Origin of the sequence: Paraburkholderia sp. MM6662-R1 (assembly GCF_050436245.1) — a bacterium.
GTDB classification, from domain to species: Bacteria; Pseudomonadota; Gammaproteobacteria; order Burkholderiales; family Burkholderiaceae; genus Paraburkholderia; species Paraburkholderia tuberum.
This window is the reverse complement of record NZ_JBNDLV010000001.1, coordinates 3894943-3913467: the sequence shown is the minus strand read 5'-3', so window position 1 is coordinate 3913467 and position 18525 is coordinate 3894943. Positions and strand designations below refer to the sequence as shown.

Here is an 18525-nt window from a genome sequence, read left to right as displayed (position 1 = left end):
GGTGTTTCAATGTTGAAAGGCGAGCAACCAGACCACAAGTGACAGCGCAGTCACTAGAGCCGGATAGACCACCGCGGCGGGACCCACACAATCGCTGCATTGCGTGTGTTCGAGAATCAGATAGACAATTACCGCGAGCGCCACGCCGACGACAACGCAAAACAGCCAGTCAGGAAAGTAAGCGCCGAGCACGTTGATCGACGGCGAATAGGCACAGCCCCCCATGAGCAGGGCGGCGCCGAAGGCAGCTCCCTTCACGCCCATCGTCCAACCTTCTCTGAGGTACTGCATGTAACGGCTCCAAGCTTGGATTGTCATTGCCTCCCTCGTTTTCGTTGGATCTTGTTATCTGCGCCATTTAAAGCCAAGCCACGTCCCGAGGGTCAATGCAATGGCATTCTGCCTGATCCTCCTAATCAACAGAACGGAAAACCCATGCAGAAAACGCATGCCTTCCATGCGCTCCAAGGTCGGGAACTTTTATATCGTTCTATATCCGTTGCGCTGTAACTGATATCGCAAGATGCGTTTCCAAGTCTGGAGCCCAGCCGGTTGCGGTCACCCATAGAAAGACAGTGCCAGCTGCGCGCAATACCAGCCAATGAGGTCAGATGCCTCGTGGCGAGTCATCTACGTCAACGCTCCCTGGAAGCGTATCCTATAGCTCCCATTAATATTGGTGGCAGGGGATACGCGACATGGATGTCCGACAGTTGAAGTATTTTGTGACAATTGTCGACTCGAGCAGCTTGTCGAAAGCTGCAGAGCGGCTTTACGTGGCCCAGCCGTCGTTGAGCCAACAGATTGCCAATCTCGAATCCGAACTGAAGGCCAAGCTGCTCATCAGAAGCCCGCAGGGCGTCACGGCCACGGAGGCGGGGAAAGCACTTTATCGCCTGGCTCGCGACGTGTTGCGTCGAATGGAACAAATCAAGCAGGAGGTGCGCGACGGTGGTGGAAGCAAGTCCGGGACGGTAGCAATCGGCTTTCCTACAACGATTGCATCCCTATTGGCGACGCCTCTCTACCAGCGTATCCGACATCAATACCCTGGCATCCGCCTTCAAATTTTCGAGAGCATGAGCGGTTACATCACAGAGCTACTCGCAAATGGTCGGCTTGACCTCGCGATCCTCTTTCGGGACACGGAAAGCCTTGGCGTGTCGGTACACCCGCTTTTCGACGAAGACCTTTACGTAGTCGGCCACCTGGTGCCGAATTTAAGCGCTGACGATGCCGTTTGCCCGCTGAAGTATTTGAGCAATGTTCCACTGGTGACGCCCGGTCCTTCGAACGGACTGCGCCTCCTGATTGAGCGCACGTTCGCTCGCGCCGGGGCGGACTTGAACATCATCGCTGACATTGATTCGCTGCCAACTATGCTCGACATTGCTGAGTCCGGAACAGCATGCACGATTTTACCGGCGTCAGCCTTGGCGCGGCGTCACTTCCATAAACGACCGCCTGTCAGAAAGATTGTTGAACCAGACATGAGCCGGCCGGCGAGCCTGTGCTGGTCCAGGACGGTGCCGGCAATCGCAGCGACCGAAGTGGTTCGCTCCGCCATGGTTGAACTTATTGCGGAGCTGCAAAGTAATGGTCGATGGCCCGGAATCACGCTTCGGTCTTTGATGCCCGAGCCAGCAGTTCATACCGAGGTAGCCGACGCGGTAGTGCTGAAAGAACGAAAGAGTCGTACTGGCTAGCGTCAATATAAAGGAAGGCAGTATGACTTTCCGTGAGGCAGGGGCTGGCCCGCCGTGGGGAAGTTGAACGCGGGTTAGCATTACTGCCAGAGCCGCACGGGCGAGGACTGGGCCACGCCCCGGCGATTTCCGGCACGGAGGCCAGCATGCGAAACGATAGCACGGTGTACGTTGGACTGGATGTTCACAAGGAATCGATCACGGTTGCCTACGCGGTTGACGCGGGTGAGGTCGAGTCGCTGGGCAAGATCGGCACGACAAAGACTGATATTGATCGCCTGTGCATGCGCCTGCAGTCGAAAGCGCAACACGTGCGCGTGGTCTAGGAGGCAGGCCCGTGCGGTTATGGGCTATATCGGCAACTGCTCGAGAAAGGCTTCGAGTGCATGGTTTGCGCGCCGTCGCTGATCCCAAAGAAACCGGGCGAGCGCGTGAAGACGGATCGACGCGATGCCATCAAGCTGGTGCGCGCGCTACGTGCAGGCGACCTGTCGGCCGTGTCTGGCGAGGAATCGATAGGCCGTGTCCACCCCGCATCCTTGCTTCGCGTAAGCGAATGAGCGCTTCGGTACACGAGCGAGCAAAGTCGTCCGAACTTCTGAGCCATGAACGTGGCGCCCCCGCCGAAGATTCCGCCCTGTTCCCGCGAGAGCCCTCCGCAGTGTGGGGGCAAACGTGGGGGCAAAAATCGACTCCCAACGGAAAAGGACCTACGGCTTTCACCGTAAGTCCTTGATTTTCCTGGTCGGGGCGAGAGGATTTGAACCTCCGACCACCTGCACCCCATGCAGGTACGCTACCAGGCTGCGCTACGCCCCGAACAGAAGAAAATTATAACAGACACTTCATTCGATTAGAACCGCTCGACACGAACAAAGCGAACAAGTCCATGAACTAGTGGCCCAGCAGATCGATTACGTTCTGCAGTTCCTTGCGTAAGTTCTCGACATCGACCGCAACCGTTGCCGCCGATGCCTGCACCTGACCCGCGACTCCGGCGGTAGCCTCACCCTCTTCGACCACCGAATCCGGCCCACCGCCGCCATGCGAATCGAGCCGGTTGCGCGCCCCGTTGATCGTAAAACCCTGCTCGTACAGCAACTCTCGAATCCGCCGGATCAGCAGCACCTCGTGATGCTGATAATACCGACGATTGCCGCGCCGCTTGACCGGCCTCAACTGGGTGAACTCCTGCTCCCAGTAACGCAGCACGTGAGGCTTTACCCCACAAAGTTCGCTGACCTCACCAATCGTGAAGTACCGCTTCGCCGGAATCGGAGGCAAGACGACTTTTTCGATCGTCGCTGTCATCGTCAGTTAGCCGTGATGGGTTGCCCGAAAGCGCGCCAGTCTATCAGCGCGCGAAGCTCGCTTCGGCGCCGTTTTCGACGAGCGCCTTCAGTTTTTGACTTGCATGAAACGTCACCACGCGACGCGCCGCAATCGGAATCGCCTCGCCCGTCTTCGGATTTCTGCCGGGACGCTGCGGCTTGTCGCGCAACTGGAAGTTGCCGAAGCCCGACAGCTTCACGCTGTCGCCGCTCTCGAGCGCATCGCGGATCACCTCGAAGAACGCCTCGACCATGTCCTTCGCTTCCCGCTTGTTGAGCCCGACATTGTCGAACAGCAACTCGGCAAGTTCCGCCTTGGTGAGTGTCGGCGTTTCATTGGAAACGACGGCGGATGATGTCGGAATATCTCGAATCATGGCGCTGCGTTGCGCCGTAAGAAGGGCTTCGAAATCACTCGAGTTCATTTCATTCATATCTATCAAATGGCGCGCCAAGCGTAAAACAATGGATGCGGAAACAGCCGTGCAATTGTTAAATGCGGGTTATCCGCGCAACCGTGCGCCATATACTCGAGCTAGACGTTCCACCAGAGTTTGAATAGCCAGATCGACCGTTTCATCCTGAAGGGTTCCGCCAGTATCTTGCAAGGTCACCCGGAACGCAAGGCTTTTCTCGTGCGCGGCCAGACCACCGGAAGTGTTTGATTTTGGACGAAATTCGTCGAAAAGTGCAACCTTCTGGACAGCCTTGCAGGCCGGTTCGGACTGGGCCTTCTGAAGCTCGTCGAGCAGCGCCTGAACCTCGATTTTCTGATCGACGACCACCGCGATATCACGTCGTACCGGCGGGAATTTTGAAACTTCCGACGGAATCGGCAATACCCGTTGCATTAATGCTTCCGCTTCGATTTCAAACAGAATCGGCGCATGCGGCAAATCATATTTTTGCATCCAGCGCGGATGCAATTCGCCAATCCAGCCCACTGCGCGACCATTCAATTCGATCCGCGCGCTGCGTCCCGGATGCAGCGCCGGATGCTCGGCCTGTACGAACCGCGCGACCGCCGGTGCGACCAGCGCTTCGAGGTCGCCCTTCACGTCGAAGAAGTCGACGGCACGCGTCGGTGCGCCCCACTGCTCGTCGAGCGCGGGCCCATAGGCGAGCGCGCCGATCATCTTCGGCTGCGCGAAACCTTCGACGGTCAGCTCGCCGGCCTTGATCGACGGATCGTGCAGGAATACGCGACCTGCTTCAAACACGCGCACGCGGTCCGCCGCGCGACGGTTCAGATTCGTGCGCAACACATGAATCAGGCTGCCGAACAACGTCGTGCGCATCACCGACAGTTGGCTCGCGATCGGGTTGATCAGACGCACGGGGTTGCTGTTGCCTGCGAAGTCCTGCTCCCACTCCGCGTCGACGAAGCTGAAGTTCACCGTTTCCGCGTAGTCGCGCGCGGCGAGCGCATGACGGATCGCGTGGATGGAGCGTTGCGTTTCGTTGGTCGCGCGCATTTCGCTGGTCGCGACCGGCGGGCGCGCCGGAATCTTTTCGAAGCCGTGGATACGCGCGACCTCTTCGATCAGGTCCTCTTCGATTTCGAGATCGAAGCGGTACGACGGCGGCATCACCGAGAACGTATCGCCGTCACGCTCGAACGAGAGGCCGAGGCGCGTGAAGATCTGCGCGATTTCATCGACACCGATCGCGACGCCGATGATGCGGTTCGCGCGCGAAACGCGCATCTTCACGGGCGCGCGCTTCGGCACGTTGACGATCTGATCGTCGACCGGACCCGCTTCGCCGCCGCAGATGTCGAGGATCAGCTGCGTGATGCGCTCGATATGATCGACGGTCGTCGCGTAGTCGACGCCGCGCTCGAAGCGATGGCCTGCATCGGTCGAAAAGTTGTACTTGCGCGAGCGACCACGAATGCTGTCGGGCCACCAGAACGCGGCCTCGAGATAGATGTTGGTGGTGTCGAGCGTGACCGCGGTGCTGTCGCCGCCCATGATGCCCGCGAGGCTTTCGATATGCTGCTCGTCGGCGATCACACCGACCGTTTCGTCGAGCTCGACCGTGTTCCCGTTCAGCAGCTTCAGCGTTTCGCCCTTGCGGCCCCAGCGTACGTCCATGCCGCCGTGGATCTTGTCGAGATCGAACACGTGCGACGGACGCCCCAGCTCGAGCATCACATAGTTCGAGATGTCGACGAGCGCGGAAATGCTGCGCTGGCCGGAGCGCTCGAGACGCTCGACCATCCATTGCGGCGACTTCGCGCGCGCATTGACGCCGCGGATCACGCGGCCCGAGAAACGGCCGCACAGATCGGGCGCGGAGATTTTCACGGGCAGCGTTTCGTTGAGCGTGACCGGAGCCGGCTTGATTTCGAGCGGACGCAGCGGCGCTCCGGTAATCGCCGACGTTTCTCGCGCGACGCCGAATACCGACAGACAGTCGGCCTTGTTCGGCGTCAGCTTGATTTCAAAAACGGTGTCGTCGAGATTGAGCGTGTCGCGGATGTCCTGGCCGATCGGCGTGTCTTCCGGCAGGATCATCAGACCGCTGTGATCTTCGGAGAGCTTCAGCTCGCGCGCCGAGCACAGCATGCCCTGGCTTTCCACGCCGCGCAGCTTCGACAGCTTGATCGCGAACGGTGCGCCGCCCTCTTCGGCCGGCGGCAGTTGCGCGCCGACCAGCGCGACCGGCACCTTGATGCCGGGCGCAACATTCGGCGCGCCGCACACGATGTTGAGCGTCGCGCCGGTGCCAGCGTCGACCTGACACACGTTGAGCTTGTCCGCATCCGGGTGCTTGACGACTTCCAGCACCTGGCCGACGACGATCTTCGAGGTCGGCGGCGCGGCCGTCCGCAGGTCTTCGACTTCGAGACCCGCCATCGTCAACGCGTGCGACAGCTCGTCGGTGGTCAGTTGCGGATCGACAAAAGTTCTGAGCCAGGATTCCGGAAATTGCATGGTTCTGTGTACGTTGTGATCAGGTTAGGTCCACGTCCGGCAGATGCTTCGTAAAGCCCGGTGGTCTTGCGCCGGTTCAGCGAGCTCTGCCGGGGACGCTCGCGGCGCGCACCAGGTGCGCTGCCGCGATTTATGCTTCGTCGCGCTCGCGCGCGCCGGGTCACGCGAATTGACGCAGGAATCGCAGGTCGTTTTCGAAAAACAGGCGCAGGTCCTGCACGCCGTAACGCAGCATCGTGAGACGCTCGAGGCCACTGCCGAAAGCGAAGCCGATGTAGCGCTCCGGGTCGAGACCCATGTTGCGGATCACAGTCGGATGCACCTGGCCGGAGCCCGAAATTTCGAGCCACTTGCCCGCGTTCTTGCCCGTTTCGAACTGCATGTCGATCTCGGCCGACGGTTCGGTGAACGGGAAATACGACGGACGGAAGCGCACGAGAATGTCGTCGCGCTCGAAGAATTTCTTCAGGAAGTCGGTATAGACGCCCTTCAGGTCCGCGAAGCTGATGTTCTCGTCAATCCACAGGCCTTCGACCTGGTTGAACATCGGCGAATGCGTCGCGTCGCTATCCACGCGATACGTGCGGCCCGGCACGATCACCTTGATCGGCGGCGTGTTGGTGCGCGCGTAGCGCACCTGCATCGGGCTCGTATGCGTGCGCAGCAGCAGCGGGCGGCCGTCGGCATCCTTGCCGTCGACGTAGAAGGTGTCCTGCATCGAACGCGCCGGATGGTTTTCCGGGCTGTTCAGCGAGGTGAAGTTGTACCAGTCGGTTTCGATCTCGGGGCCGTCGGCCACGTCGAACCCGATCGTACGGAAAATCTGTTCGACGCGCTCCCAGGTGCGCATCACCGGGTGCAGGCTACCTGCGTTGGCGCCGCGGCCCGGCAGCGTGACGTCGATCGCTTCAGCAGCGAGACGCTGGTTCAGAAGTGCGTCGGCGAGCGCCTGACGACGTGCTGTGAGCGCGGCCTCGACCTGTTGCTTGACGAGGTTGATCCGTGCGCCTTCGGTCTTGCGCGTTTCGGGATCGAGTTTGCCAAGGCCCTTCAACAGCTCGGTCAGCGCACCCGCCTTACCGAGAAAGCGCGCTTTCTCGTTCTCGAGGGTGGTGACGTCGGGGGCTTCTGCGAAGGCTTTTTGCGCGTCGGCGACAATCTGGTCCAGATCCATTGATCCCATCATTTCAACGTCAGTGTTCTATCGAAACAAAACTGGTTCTACCAACAAAAACGGGGCTCGGTGAGGAGCCCCGTTTTTGTTGCAGCGTCACCGAGACTACCGGATGTTCGCTGCAACGAACCACGCAGTTTTAATTGCCAGAAGCGCAATCAGGCTGCAACGGCGGCTTTCACCTGCTGAACGATCGCAGCAAAAGCAGCCTTGTCGAACACAGCCATGTCGGCCAGCACCTTACGGTCCAGTTCGATCGACGCCTTCTTCAGGCCGTTGATGAACACGCTGTACGTCATGTCGTGCTGACGCACCGCCGCGTTGATACGCGTGATCCACAGTGCGCGGAACACACGCTTCTTGTTGCGGCGGTCGCGGTAGGCGTATTGGCCTGCGCGCATGACCGCCTGCTTGGCGATGCGATAGACGTTATTGCGACGGCCGCGGTAACCCTTGGCCAGCTTGATGATCTTCTTGTGACGGGCCCGTGCGGTAACCCCACGTTTTACTCGAGGCATGTTTCGCTCCTATGAGTGTCGGTTAAGGGTTAAGCGAACGGCAGCATTGCGCGAACGGAGTTCAGATCGGAATCATGAACTGCCGTGGAGCCGCGCAGATGGCGTTTGTTCTTGGTGGTCTTCTTGGTAAGAATGTGACGCTTGAAGGCCTGACCGCGCTTGACGGTACCGCCCGGACGCACCACGAAGCGCTTTGCAGCGCTCTTCTTGGTCTTCATCTTCGGCATGACAACTCCATTATTAGATGGACATGGGTGTGCGGTCGGCCAGATGGCCATTTCCCGCCCTTCGAAACCCATTCCACTTGGTATGCAGACCGCCGATACCGCCAGCGGCCGCTTTTCGGGAACCACTGCGCACTTGCATGCGCGACGTTCCGAAACCTTCCGACACCAAGCCGGACACCCAGCACAGCATCAAACAACCTTGCGCCGCCGGAGCGCGCGCCACATGGCACGCCGTCGCCCCGGCCAACTGCTTCGCGCTTACTTCTTTTTCTTCGGAGCGAGCACCATGATCATCTGGCGCCCTTCCATTTTCGGCATCTGCTCGACCTGACCGACTTCGTCGAGGTCGGTGCGCAGGCGTTCGAGCATGCGCATGCCGATTTCCTGGTGAGCCATTTCGCGGCCACGGAAACGCAACGTGATTTTCGTCTTGTCGCCGTCTTCGAGGAAGCGGACGAGGTTGCGCAGCTTGACGTTGTAATCACCGTCGTCGGTACCTGGGCGGAATTTGACTTCCTTGACCTGGATGACCTTCTGCTTGAGCTTGGCCTCGTGTTGCTTCTTCGCTTCCTGGTACTTGAACTTGCCGTAGTCCATCAAGCGGCAAACTGGCGGAACCGCTTGCGGAGCGATTTCGACCAGATCTACGTCCTGCTGTTCCGACATGCGGAACGCATCAGCGAGTTTCACGATGCCGAGCGGTTCGTTCTCGACGCCGACCAGTCGCACCTCGGGTGCTGTAATTTCACCGTTGATGCGGTGCGCAGACTTATCAGTAGCGATGTTACGTTTCCTCTAAAAATTAAAAAAAACGAGCCGGGTACCAAGTGGCTCAGTTGAACGACTGCACGTCCTGGCGCAGACGCTCAATGAAGGCGTCAACAGGCATTACACCCATATCGACACCACCACGGGCACGCACGGCTACCGTTTGCGCTTCACGCTCCTTGTCGCCGACCACCAACAGGTAGGGGACCTTTTCCAGCGTGTGCTCGCGTATTTTATAGCTAATCTTCTCGTTGCGCAAATCGGCCTCGACTCTAACCCCTTGTTTTTGCAACGATTGGGCTAGCGCCTGCGCGTATTCGGCCTGACTTTCCGCAATATTCATCACAACGACCTGCATCGGCGCGAGCCAAGCGGGCATTGCACCGGCATGGTGCTCGATCAGAATCCCGAGGAAACGCTCCATCGATCCGACGATCGCCCGGTGCAGCATGATCGGGCGACGGCGACTGTTGTCTTCGGCAACGTATTCGGCACCCAGCCGCTCCGGCAACACCATGTCGAGCTGCAGCGTACCGCACTGCCACGAGCGGCCGAGCGCGTCCTTGATGTGATACTCGACCTTCGGGCCGTAGAATGCACCCTCGCCGGGCAACTCTTCCCACGTGACGCCGCAGGCCGTCAGCGCCTCGCGCAGTCCCTGCTCCGCGCGATCCCAAGTTTCGTCGGTGCCGGCGCGCGCATCCGGGCGCAGTGACAGCTTGATCTCGACGCTATCAAAGCCAAAGTCGCGGTAGACGCTCATTGCCAGCGTGTTGAACGCGATCGATTCGCTGATGAACTGATCTTCGGTACAGAAAATATGCGCGTCGTCCTGCACGAAGCCGCGCACACGCATCAGTCCATGCAGCGCGCCCGACGATTCGTTGCGATGGCACGAACCGAACTCCGCGTAACGCAGCGGCAGATCGCGATACGAGCGCAGACCGTGATTGAACACCTGCACGTGACCGGGGCAGTTCATCGGCTTGATCGCGTAGTCGCGCTTTTCCGATTCCGTCGTGAACATGTTTTCACGATAGTTCTGCCAGTGGCCCGACGCTTCCCACAGCGAGCGGTCCATGATCAATGGCGTCTTGATTTCTAGGTAGCCGGCGTCGTTCACGCGACGGCGCATGTACTGCTCGACTTGCTGCCACAGCGTCCAGCCGCGCGGATGCCAGAACACCATGCCCGGCGACTCGTCCTGCATGTGGAACAGGTCGAGCTGCTTACCAAGCTTGCGATGGTCGCGCTTCTCGGCTTCTTCGAGCATGTGGAGATACGCTTCCTGGTCTTCCTTCTTCGTCCAGGCCGTGCCGTAAATGCGCTGCAGTTGCTCGTTCTTCGAGTCGCCACGCCAGTACGCGCCCGCGACTTTCATCAGCTTGAAGACCTTCAGCTTGCCGGTGGACGGCACGTGGGGGCCGCGGCACAGGTCCGTGAAGCCGCCATGCGAGTACAGTTTGATTTCGTCGCTAGCGGGGATCGATTCGATGATCTCGGCCTTGTACTTTTCACCGATGCTCTTGAAGTACTCGACCGCTTCGTCGCGGGACACCACGCGACGCGACACCGGCTCGTCCCTCTTCGAGAGTTCCTGCATGCGCTTTTCGATCTTTTCGAGATCTTCCGGCGTGAAAGGACGGTTATAGGAGAAGTCGTAATAGAAACCGTTGTCGATGACCGGACCGATCGTGACCTGCGCTTCCGGGTACAGATCCTTCACCGCGTACGCGAGCAGGTGCGCCGTCGAGTGGCGGATGATATCGAGACCGTCTGCGTCCTTCTCCGTGACGATGGCGAGCGCCACGTCGTGATCGATCAGCATGGACGTATCGACCAGCTCCCCGTCGATCTTGCCGCCGAGCGCGGCTTTCGCGAGACCGGGGCCGATCGAGGCGGCCACTTCGGCGACGGTCACCGGATGCTCGTACTGTCGAACAGAACCGTCAGGCAAACGTATCGAAACCATTGCGTTCTCCGTGGTGCCGACCGGCGGCGGCACATACAACCAGGGTCAAAAAGATAAAAAAAATGCGGCCCCGCTTTCGAGGGGCCGCATTCACATTTTATGCAAACTTCACTGGCGAAAGTGGTCCTCGACTAGCGTCGTTCCGAAGTGGTTTCGGTCAACGTTCGCGGTGTCATAACCGTATTCGCCTTTTTGCGCTCAAAGCGCTTACTGCAGTTTGCGAAACCCCAGCGAGGCCGGAATTTCATTTTCGTTGGTAGGCTCGATTGGACTCGAACCAACGACCCCCACCATGTCAAGGTGGTGCTCTAACCAGCTGAGCTACGAGCCTGAAGAAACGAGAGTATACGGGGTATAGCGCAGCTTGGCAAGTACTTTTATGCGGCGACTTTAATCCGTCGCGCCACTAGCGGGGCTTTTTCCAACCGCCCGCGCCTCAGTTCTTGCGCGTCGCGCGCACGACACCCGTGATCTCGCCCAGCAGCGTGCACGCGCGCTGAATCTGCGCGGAGCTCGACACCTCGACGGTAAATTGCATGAACGCGGCATTGCGGCGCGATTGCGTCTTTACGCCGATCACGTTCATCTTTTCCCGCGCGAATACTTCGGAGATATCGCGCAGCAGACCTTGCCGGTCCGTCGCCTCGATGCCGAGGTCGACCGGGTAGACGGAATGGCCGCGGCCGCTCATCACGTCCGCCGACCACGCCGTCTGAAGCACGCGCTCCGGCGCGCGCTCCGCCATCCGGCGGAACGTCGCGCAGTCGCTGCGATGAACCGACATGCCCTTGCCTCGCGTAACGAATCCGCAGATGTCGTCGGGCGGCGCCGGCCGGCAGCAGCGCGCGAGCTGGGTGAGCAACGCATCGACGCCGACCACCAGCACCCCCGTGGATGCGCCGCGCGCGACGCTCGCGCCGCTGCTGCGTTTCTCGAACTTCTCCGGCGCATCGACCTCGGGCTCGGGCGGCGGCGCATCCTGCAACGCCTGCTCGACGAGCCTCAGACTGAACTCCTCCTTGCCGACCACGGAGAACAGGTCGTCGGTGGTCTTGAAACCGAGCCGCGCGGCCAGTTGATCGAGATTGACCGAGGTCTTGCCTTCGCGCTGCAGGGTTTTTTCAACCATCGCGCGACCGTTCGCGATGTGCTCCTGTAACTCCACCGCGTTGAACCATGCCCGCACCTTCTGCCGCGCGCGCGGGCTTTGCAGATAGCCAAGTTGCGGATTAAGCCAGTCGCGCGACGGACCGCCCTCCTTCACCGCCACGATCTCGACCGTCTGGCCGTTCTGCAGCGGCGTGTTGAGCGGCACCATCGCGCCGTCGACGCGCGCGCCGCGGCAACGATGCCCAAGCTCGCTGTGCAGGTGAAATGCGAAGTCGATCGGCGTCGCGCCGTGCGGCAACGGAATCACGCGCGCCTGCGGCGTCAGCACGTAGATGTGATCGTCGTCGAGCGTGGCCTGGCGCAACTGCTCCCACGGCTGTGCCGAGCCCGCTTCGCCATGCTCGCCCTCGGAGACTTCGTCCTTCCACGCGAGCAACTGTCGCAGCCAGGCGATCTTCTCGTCGTATTTCTCGCTCGCGGTGAACGTGCCGCCATAGCCGCGCGCACCCGCTTCCTTGTAGCGCCAGTGCGCGGCCACGCCGTATTCGGCGAAGCGATGCATTTCCTGCGTGCGGATCTGCACTTCGAACGCGCGGCCGTCGTCGCCGATCACGACGGTGTGCAGCGACTTGTAGCCGTTCGGCTTCGGCCGGGAGATGTAATCGTCGAACTCCTTCGGCACCGGCTGCCACAGGTTGTGCACGATGCCGAGCACGGTGTAGCAGTCTTTGATGTCCGGCACGATCACGCGAAACGCGCGCACGTCGTACAACTCGGCGAAGTCCAGCTCCTTGCCGCGCATCTTGCGCCAGATGCTGTAGATATGCTTCGGCCGACCGCTCACTTCCGCGCGGATATGCGCGGCGGCCAGCTCCTGCTGCAGGCGTTCGATCGCCTGCGCGACATAGCTCTCGCGCTCGACGCGCTTCTCGTCGAGCAGTTTCGCGATGCGCTTGTAGGTGTCCGGCTCCTCGAAACGGAACGCGAGGTCCTCGAGCTCCCACTTCAATTGCCAGATACCGAGGCGGTTCGCGAGCGGCGCGTAGATATCGAGCGTCTCGCGTGCGACGTCGGGCGACGGCGTGAGCTTCGCGGCCGCGTAGTAACGCAGCGTTTGCAGCCGCGACGCGAGGCGGATCAGCACGACGCGAATGTCCTGCGCGAACGCGAGCAGCATTTTGCGCAGCGCCTCGACCTGCACGCGGCGCGCAGCCTGCGCGTCACGCCCGGCCTCGGGCATCGCGTTTTGCGCCGCGCGCAAACTGACCGTGCCGAGCCGCAGCAGCTTGCGTACGTCGCCGACCAGTTGGGCGACTTCTTCGCCGAAGTCGTCGGCGATCACGCGCCCCGGATCGCGCAGATGCGGTGTCAGCGCAAACAGCGCAGCGGCCAGCACCGCCGGCGGATCGACGTTGAGCTTGCGCATGATCGACGCGGTGCCCGCCGCGTGATCCGCGAGCAATTCGCCCGACGACAGCCGCACCTCGCCCGCATGTTCGCGCACGAACGCCATCGCTTCGTCGAAGGAACGATGGGGATGAGGCGCGCTCGGAACGGTATCGGTGTTCATGGTGCGATGGCCCGCCGGGCCAGACGATTCAACGGAAAATCAACCACGGTGCGGCCGGACGGCCGCGACTCAGTTGCGCTGCGCCGCGATCACGACGATTTCAACGAGGCACTTCGGATTCGCAAGCTTTGCCTCGACGGTCGCGCGCGGCGGCGTGTCGCCCTGCGCGACCCACTCGTCCCACACGGCGTTCATGCCGGCGAAATGCGCCATGTCCGAGATATAGATCTGCACCGACAGCAACAGCGACTTGTCGCTGTTCGCTTCGGCGAGCAGACGGTCGATGTGGCCGAGCACTTCGCGCGTCTGGCCGGCGATGTCCAGATCGTCGTCTTCGGCGATCTGACCCGCGAGGTACACGGTGCCGTTGTGCACGGCCATTTCCGAGAGACGCTTGCCGACGTGATAACGAATGACTGCCATGAAAAGTCCTGAGCTGAGGGGTTAATCGAACTACGTCCCACACGACACTGCCGATGAAATCGTCATGCGGAACTCAATATTATGACGCGTTCGCGGCCTGACCGATGAAGAACTCCCTCGCGAGCGCGATCTGGTCCGCCGCCAGGAACGCCGGCGCATGCCCGACGCCGGCGATCTCCACGCTCGATGCGGCACGCGCGGTCGACACCATCTTCGCGACCGTTTCACGCGACAGCAAATCCGACTGCTCGCCGCGCACCACCAGCACCGGCCCCTGGAACGACGCGAGCGAATGCCACAGCGCCGCCTCGCCGAGCTTCGCCGCTTCCTCGGTGACCGCCGCGAACGGCTGCGCGATGCGCGGGTCATAGCGCAGCACCCATGCGCCGTCCTCTTCGCGCAGCAACGGCGTATTGATTTCGCGCCATTCGTCCGGAGTCAGCGGTCCGAAGCTCTGCGCGAGCTGCGCGGCATAGTCAACGCCCTGCTGCAGCGTTTCGAAGCGTGCGGGCTTGCCAAGGTAATCGCCGATGCGCTTGACCGCGACCGGCTCCAGATGCGGCCCGACGTCGTTCAGCAGCAGCTTGCGGATCGGCGTGTCCGGCAGGCCGGCGAGCCCCATGCCGATCAGGCCGCCCATCGAGGTGCCGAACCAGTCGACGGTGTCGACGTCGAGCCGAGCGATCAGTGTGACCATGTCGGCGACGTACTGCGGCACCGCGTATAAGTTGGGGTTCGCGAGCCACGACGACAAGCCCCGGCCAACCACGTCCGGGCACACCACGCGATAGGTGTCCGCGAAGTTGGCGGCGAGGCGGTCGAAATCGCGCCCCGATCGCGTGAGTCCGTGCACGCACAGCAACACGCGCGGATTGTCCGGGTCGCCCCACTCGGTATAGGCGACGCGATGCAGGCCGGCAGGGCTCGCGCACCGCACGTAACGTTGACGCGGCGCGGGCCGCCCGGTGGTGGAAGCGGAAGTCGTTGCGGTCATCTGGTGTCCTTGCAAAGACGCTGCGGATTGGGCTGCGAACGATTGTAAACCGCTTCGTCGCGCGGCAAGCATCGGCCAGAAGGCTTAGGAAGGTCGATCCAACCGTCCGGCGCATCCGCCGCCGCGCGCCAAAAACAGAACGGGCGAGACTCACGTCTCGCCCGTCCGGAACACACCGTTGCCGCCGCGCGGTCGCGCCGACGCGCGCAACGGCGTTTCAACCCGCGTCAGCTCACCGCGCTCACATCGAGCGGCGCGCCGGTTTTCGCCTTGATTTCGTCGACGCTCACACCCGGCGCGAGTTCGGTCACTTTCAAGCCGTTTTCGGTCACTTCGATCACGCCCAGATCGGTGATGATCTCGTCGACCACACCCACGCCCGTCAGCGGCAGCGTGCATTCTTCGAGGATCTTGTGCTGATCGCCCTTCGCGACGTGCTCCATCAGCACGACCACGCGCTTGACGCCCGCGACCAGGTCCATCGCGCCGCCCATGCCCTTGATCATCTTGCCCGGGATCATCCAGTTCGCGAGATCGCCCTTCCTGCTGATCTGCATCGCACCGAGAATCGCGAGATTGATGTGGCCGCCGCGAATCATCGCGAACGAATCCGCCGACGAGAAAATCGACGAACCGGGCAGCGTCGTCACCGTTTGCTTGCCGGCGTTGATCAGGTCGGCGTCGACTTCGTCTTCGGTCGGCGACGGGCCGATACCGAGCAGACCGTTCTCCGACTGCAGCCACACTTCGACGCCCGCCGGCACGTGGTTCGCGACCAGCGTCGGCAAGCCGATGCCGAGGTTCACGTAAAAGCCGTCCTGCAGTTCCTTCGCCGCGCGCGCGGCCATTTCGTCACGAGTCCATGCCATGATCAGTCTCCTTTCGCGCGGACGACGCGTTGTTCGATGCGTTTTTCCGGATGCGCATTCAGCACGATGCGCTGCACGAAGATGCCAGGCGTATGGATCGCGTCCGGATCGAGCTCGCCCACTTCGACGATCTCTTCGACTTCCGCGACGGTGATGCGGCCCGCCATCGCGCACATCGGATTGAAGTTGCGCGCGGTGCGGCGATAGATCAGGTTGCCGGCCTTGTCGGCCTTCCATGCCTTGACGAGCGCGACATCGGCGGTCAGCGAATGTTCGAGCACGTAGTGGTTCTCGCCGAACTGGCGGGTTTCCTTGCCCTCGGCGATCTGCGTGCCGTAGCCGGTGTTCGTGAAAAACGCCGGAATGCCCGAGCCGCCCGCGCGCAGCTTCTCGGCGAGCGTGCCTTGCGGCGTGAATTCGAGCTCGAGTTCGCCGGCCAGGTACTGGCGCTCGAACTCCTTGTTTTCGCCGACGTACGACGAGATCATTTTCTTGATCTGACGCGTCTCGAGCAGCAGGCCGAGGCCGAAACCGTCGACGCCCGCGTTGTTGCTGATGCACGTGATGCCCTGCACCTTCGAATCGCGCAGCGCAGCGATCAGCGCCTCAGGAATGCCGCACAGCCCGAAGCCGCCGACGGCGAACGTCTGCCCGTCCTTGACGATGTCCTTCAGCGCCTCGGCGGCGCCTGGATAGACCTTGTTCATCTGTATGTCCCTTCCTTTATGGAAACCCGAAACGTGTACGCAGGCCGCCGGATCATTGCGGCTGATATCGCAACGGGTAAACTTCACGTCGCCTCACGATACCGCTACGTCATTCTAGTCATCCGCAGCTTGAGCCGCGTTGTCATCTGCGCGAAAGAGTACGCTGGGCCCGCCATGCGGCACAATACGCAAAAATACATAAGTACTTGCCTCCCGCCCATGCCCGCCCTGGATTACCGCACTGCGTTTCACCTCGCGCCGATCGGACTCGTGCTGTCCCGCGAGCGGACCATCGAAGACTGCAACGACGAGCTAGCGTCGATATTCGGCTACGCGCGCGACGCGCTGATCGGTCAGTCGTTCCAGGTGTTGTATCCATCGGCGGACGAGTTCGAGCGGATCGGCGCGCGCATTCCGCCGATCATGACAGCGCAAGGCAGCTACGCGGACGACCGGATCATGAAGCGCGCGAACGGCGAGCTGTTCTGGTGTCACGTGACGGGCCGCGCGCAGCAGCGCACCGACCCGCACGCGGCGGGTGTCTGGACCTTCGAGGATTTGAGCGCAACCCGGCGGGTCGCGGTGGAGCTGACGCCACGCGAGCGCGAAATCGCCGCGCAACTGGTGACGGGCAAGACCAGCAAGCAGATCGGCCGCGTGCTCGACATCAGCCCGCGCACGGTCGACGTCTACCGCGCGCGGCTCATGCGCAAATACGATACGGGCAATGCGACCGAGCTGTTGCAGCGGCTGCTCGGGGATTGAGAGAGGGCGTTTGAAGCGCGCGACAGCGCTGTCAAGCCGCGCGCTCAGGCCGCCTTGACGAGCGCCGCGCTCTCGATGGCCGCGCGCAGTACGTCAGGCACCGGCACCGACTTGCCCGCCGCGTAGTCGATCCACACGCATCGCGCGGCGCCTCGCGCATAGAGCGTATCCGGCTCATCGGCGCGCAGGAGCTCGAAAGCCGTATCGAAGCTGCTGCGCCCCGGTGTCGCCACCGACATCCGGCCGATCACGTCGCCCGGATAGTGCAGTTGCTTCAGAAACTCCATCGACGCATTGACGATCACCGGCCCCTGCCCGTGCGCGCGCTGGCCGACAAAGTCCATGTGCTCGAACCAGGAAATCCGCACCTGCTCCATGTAGCGGAAATAAACCGTGTTGTTGACGTGACCGAAGGCGTCCATGTCGCCCCAGCGGATCGGCATCGTCATTTCGAAAACTGCGTGAAAATCGCTCATTCTGTACTTCCGTTCTTCCTTTTTCTGCCTGACTTTTGAAACTTTGGACGACCCGCTCACGCGAGTCCGAAGCCGTCGTCGGCGACGATCACCGAGCCGTTGATGAACTGCGATTCATCCGCCGCGAGCAGCAGGAGCAGCCCATCGAGGTCCTCCGGCTTGCCGACCCGATGACGCGGCAGCATCGCCACGAGTTTCTGGCCCTGATCGGTCGACCAGTGGTGATGGTTGATCTCGGTGTCGATATACCCGGGGCAGATCGCGTTCACATTGATGCCGTGCTTGCCCCACTCGAGCGCCATCGCCTTCGTCATATGGACGACCGCGGCCTTGCTCATCGAATACAGGCCGATTTGCGGCAGCACGCGCAAGCCCGCCATCGACGCGATGTTGATGATCCGGTACGACGGCTTCTGCGCGTTGTTGCCGCGCATGATCATGCGCTTGGCGACTTCCTGCGCCACGAAAAACGCGCCGCGCGTATTCGTGTCGAACACGTATTCGAAGTCCGCCGGCGTGACCTCGGACAGCTTCTGCGTGGTCGACACGCCCGAGTTGTTGACGAGGATATCGATGGTGCCGGCCTCGGTCTCCGCATGCGCGACCGCCGACTTGATGCTCTGATAGTCGGTCACGTCGAGCGACACGACGTGCGCGGCGCCGCCGGACGCCTCGATTTCCGCGCGCAGCTCCTTGAGCCGCTCGGTACGTCGGCTCGCCAGCACGACCTTCGCGCCCGCCTGCGACAGCACCTGCGCGAAGCGCTTGCCCAGCCCGCTCGAGGCGCCCGTAATCAGCGCGACCTTGCCTTCCAGATTGATCGAACGGCCCATTGTCTTTCCTTGTTCGGTTGTGGTGACAACTGCGGTTGACGGGTTCGGTAGGACCCGACTAAGGGTCTATACCGTATCATGAAATAGTACGGTCGTGCTAATCTGCGGATTTCGGGTTGCGGCGCGGGAATCGATCGCCCACA

18 protein-coding genes, 2 tRNA genes and 1 pseudogene are annotated in these 18525 nt (G+C 61.5%); 3 read left to right on the top strand and 18 right to left on the bottom strand.

The features are described 5' to 3' along the window. Positions 1-6: 6 nt before the first annotated feature. On the bottom strand, positions 7-291 hold the full coding sequence (locus OKW39_RS18545; protein WP_429332997.1) for a YtcA family lipoprotein: 285 nt from the start codon (positions 289-291) through the stop codon (positions 7-9). 407 nt (positions 292-698) lie between these two features. On the opposite strand from OKW39_RS18545, the gene OKW39_RS18540 reads away from it, so the two are divergent. Both OKW39_RS18540 and OKW39_RS18535 read left to right on the top strand, forming a co-directional pair. Continuing rightward, the gene (locus OKW39_RS18540) at positions 699-1706 is read left to right on the top strand and encodes a LysR substrate-binding domain-containing protein (protein WP_429332998.1); all 1008 of its coding nucleotides are present in this window, start codon (positions 699-701) and stop codon (positions 1704-1706) included. 146 nt (positions 1707-1852) lie between these two features. Beyond that, positions 1853-2206: pseudogene (locus tag OKW39_RS18535) on the top strand (IS110 family transposase); the annotation flags it as partial. A 242-nt stretch (positions 2207-2448) separates the two neighbouring features. Here OKW39_RS18535 and OKW39_RS18530 read toward each other — a convergent pair. From OKW39_RS18530 to OKW39_RS18460, 15 genes are all read right to left on the bottom strand, one after another. After that, positions 2449-2525, bottom strand: a tRNA-Pro gene (locus OKW39_RS18530). Positions 2526-2600: 75 nt separating this feature from the next. Then, positions 2601-3017 carry a MerR family transcriptional regulator gene (locus tag OKW39_RS18525; protein ID WP_429335007.1) on the bottom strand — a complete coding sequence of 139 codons (417 nt, stop codon included), beginning with the start codon at positions 3015-3017 and terminating at the stop codon, positions 2601-2603. 43 nt (positions 3018-3060) lie between these two features. Beyond that, positions 3061-3471, bottom strand: a complete 411-nt coding sequence (locus tag OKW39_RS18520; RefSeq protein WP_026225933.1) for an integration host factor subunit alpha — start codon at positions 3469-3471, stop codon at positions 3061-3063. 69 nt (positions 3472-3540) lie between these two features. Further along, complete coding sequence (pheT, locus tag OKW39_RS18515) at positions 3541-5976, bottom strand: phenylalanine--tRNA ligase subunit beta (protein WP_429563210.1); 2436 nt, start codon at positions 5974-5976, stop codon at positions 3541-3543. A 160-nt stretch (positions 5977-6136) separates the two neighbouring features. Further along, a complete protein-coding gene (pheS, locus tag OKW39_RS18510; protein ID WP_008918800.1) occupies positions 6137-7150 on the bottom strand; it encodes a phenylalanine--tRNA ligase subunit alpha in 1014 nt (337 codons plus the stop codon). A gap of 158 nt (positions 7151-7308) precedes the next feature. Continuing rightward, on the bottom strand, positions 7309-7668 hold the full coding sequence (gene rplT, locus OKW39_RS18505) for a 50S ribosomal protein L20 (RefSeq protein WP_006052502.1): 360 nt from the start codon (positions 7666-7668) through the stop codon (positions 7309-7311). A gap of 29 nt (positions 7669-7697) precedes the next feature. After that, positions 7698-7895 carry a 50S ribosomal protein L35 gene (rpmI, locus tag OKW39_RS18500; RefSeq protein ID WP_006052501.1) on the bottom strand — a complete coding sequence of 66 codons (198 nt, stop codon included), beginning with the start codon at positions 7893-7895 and terminating at the stop codon, positions 7698-7700. A gap of 258 nt (positions 7896-8153) precedes the next feature. Continuing rightward, on the bottom strand, positions 8154-8678 hold the full coding sequence (gene infC / locus OKW39_RS18495; RefSeq protein ID WP_075643713.1) for a translation initiation factor IF-3: 525 nt from the start codon (positions 8676-8678) through the stop codon (positions 8154-8156). 49 nt (positions 8679-8727) lie between these two features. Further along, positions 8728-10635, bottom strand: coding sequence for a threonine--tRNA ligase (gene thrS, locus OKW39_RS18490; RefSeq protein WP_429335009.1), 1908 nt, complete (start codon positions 10633-10635; stop codon positions 8728-8730). A gap of 254 nt (positions 10636-10889) precedes the next feature. Beyond that, a tRNA-Val gene (locus tag OKW39_RS18485) sits at positions 10890-10966 on the bottom strand. A gap of 105 nt (positions 10967-11071) precedes the next feature. Then, entirely contained in the window at positions 11072-13315 is a 2244-nt protein-coding gene (locus OKW39_RS18480) for a RelA/SpoT family protein (RefSeq protein WP_429563209.1), read from the bottom strand. Between the two features lie 69 nt (positions 13316-13384). Beyond that, positions 13385-13738 carry a RidA family protein gene (locus OKW39_RS18475; protein WP_090800984.1) on the bottom strand — a complete coding sequence of 118 codons (354 nt, stop codon included), beginning with the start codon at positions 13736-13738 and terminating at the stop codon, positions 13385-13387. Between the two features lie 79 nt (positions 13739-13817). Beyond that, a complete protein-coding gene (locus tag OKW39_RS18470) occupies positions 13818-14732 on the bottom strand; it encodes an alpha/beta fold hydrolase (RefSeq protein WP_429335012.1) in 915 nt (304 codons plus the stop codon). A 227-nt stretch (positions 14733-14959) separates the two neighbouring features. Then, on the bottom strand, positions 14960-15601 hold the full coding sequence (locus OKW39_RS18465) for a CoA transferase subunit B (RefSeq protein WP_184021841.1): 642 nt from the start codon (positions 15599-15601) through the stop codon (positions 14960-14962). A 2-nt stretch (positions 15602-15603) separates the two neighbouring features. Continuing rightward, positions 15604-16308, bottom strand: coding sequence for a CoA transferase subunit A (locus OKW39_RS18460; RefSeq protein WP_090800989.1), 705 nt, complete (start codon positions 16306-16308; stop codon positions 15604-15606). A gap of 219 nt (positions 16309-16527) precedes the next feature. On the opposite strand from OKW39_RS18460, the gene OKW39_RS18455 reads away from it, so the two are divergent. Then, entirely contained in the window at positions 16528-17073 is a 546-nt protein-coding gene (locus OKW39_RS18455) for a LuxR C-terminal-related transcriptional regulator (RefSeq protein WP_018421157.1), read from the top strand. Positions 17074-17117: 44 nt separating this feature from the next. Here the strand turns inward: OKW39_RS18455 and OKW39_RS18450 are convergent, their stop codons facing one another. Together OKW39_RS18450 and OKW39_RS18445 are read right to left on the bottom strand one after the other, a co-directional pair. Further along, a complete protein-coding gene (locus tag OKW39_RS18450) occupies positions 17118-17549 on the bottom strand; it encodes an acyl-CoA thioesterase (protein ID WP_090800991.1) in 432 nt (143 codons plus the stop codon). A gap of 56 nt (positions 17550-17605) precedes the next feature. Next, positions 17606-18382 (bottom strand): SDR family oxidoreductase, encoded by a 777-nt coding sequence (locus OKW39_RS18445; protein ID WP_018421159.1) that lies wholly within the window; start codon positions 18380-18382, stop codon positions 17606-17608. Between the last annotated feature and the right edge of the window lie 143 nt (positions 18383-18525).

What these genes read in the sequence shown, in the direction of transcription:
- rplT (WP_006052502.1), bottom strand. Translation starts at nt 7,668, where the DNA reads ATGCCTCGAGTAAAACGTGGGGTTACCGCACGGGCCCGTCACAAGAAG.
- OKW39_RS18445 (WP_018421159.1), bottom strand. Translation starts at nt 18,382, where the DNA reads ATGGGCCGTTCGATCAATCTGGAAGGCAAGGTCGCGCTGATTACGGGC.
- OKW39_RS18520 (WP_026225933.1), bottom strand. Translation starts at nt 3,471, where the DNA reads ATGAATGAAATGAACTCGAGTGATTTCGAAGCCCTTCTTACGGCGCAA.
- OKW39_RS18465 (WP_184021841.1), bottom strand. Translation starts at nt 15,601, where the DNA reads ATGGCATGGACTCGTGACGAAATGGCCGCGCGCGCGGCGAAGGAACTG.
- rpmI (WP_006052501.1), bottom strand. Translation starts at nt 7,895, where the DNA reads ATGCCGAAGATGAAGACCAAGAAGAGCGCTGCAAAGCGCTTCGTGGTG.
- OKW39_RS18480 (WP_429563209.1), bottom strand. Translation starts at nt 13,315, where the DNA reads ATGAACACCGATACCGTTCCGAGCGCGCCTCATCCCCATCGTTCCTTC.
- OKW39_RS18450 (WP_090800991.1), bottom strand. Translation starts at nt 17,549, where the DNA reads ATGAGCGATTTTCACGCAGTTTTCGAAATGACGATGCCGATCCGCTGG.
- pheT (WP_429563210.1), bottom strand. Translation starts at nt 5,976, where the DNA reads ATGCAATTTCCGGAATCCTGGCTCAGAACTTTTGTCGATCCGCAACTG.
- OKW39_RS18525 (WP_429335007.1), bottom strand. Translation starts at nt 3,017, where the DNA reads ATGACAGCGACGATCGAAAAAGTCGTCTTGCCTCCGATTCCGGCGAAG.
- OKW39_RS18475 (WP_090800984.1), bottom strand. Translation starts at nt 13,738, where the DNA reads ATGGCAGTCATTCGTTATCACGTCGGCAAGCGTCTCTCGGAAATGGCC.
- OKW39_RS18460 (WP_090800989.1), bottom strand. Translation starts at nt 16,308, where the DNA reads ATGAACAAGGTCTATCCAGGCGCCGCCGAGGCGCTGAAGGACATCGTC.
- OKW39_RS18455 (WP_018421157.1), top strand. Translation starts at nt 16,528, where the DNA reads ATGCCCGCCCTGGATTACCGCACTGCGTTTCACCTCGCGCCGATCGGA.
- thrS (WP_429335009.1), bottom strand. Translation starts at nt 10,635, where the DNA reads ATGGTTTCGATACGTTTGCCTGACGGTTCTGTTCGACAGTACGAGCAT.
- OKW39_RS18545 (WP_429332997.1), bottom strand. Translation starts at nt 291, where the DNA reads ATGCAGTACCTCAGAGAAGGTTGGACGATGGGCGTGAAGGGAGCTGCC.
- pheS (WP_008918800.1), bottom strand. Translation starts at nt 7,150, where the DNA reads ATGGATCTGGACCAGATTGTCGCCGACGCGCAAAAAGCCTTCGCAGAA.
- OKW39_RS18470 (WP_429335012.1), bottom strand. Translation starts at nt 14,732, where the DNA reads ATGACCGCAACGACTTCCGCTTCCACCACCGGGCGGCCCGCGCCGCGT.
- OKW39_RS18540 (WP_429332998.1), top strand. Translation starts at nt 699, where the DNA reads ATGGATGTCCGACAGTTGAAGTATTTTGTGACAATTGTCGACTCGAGC.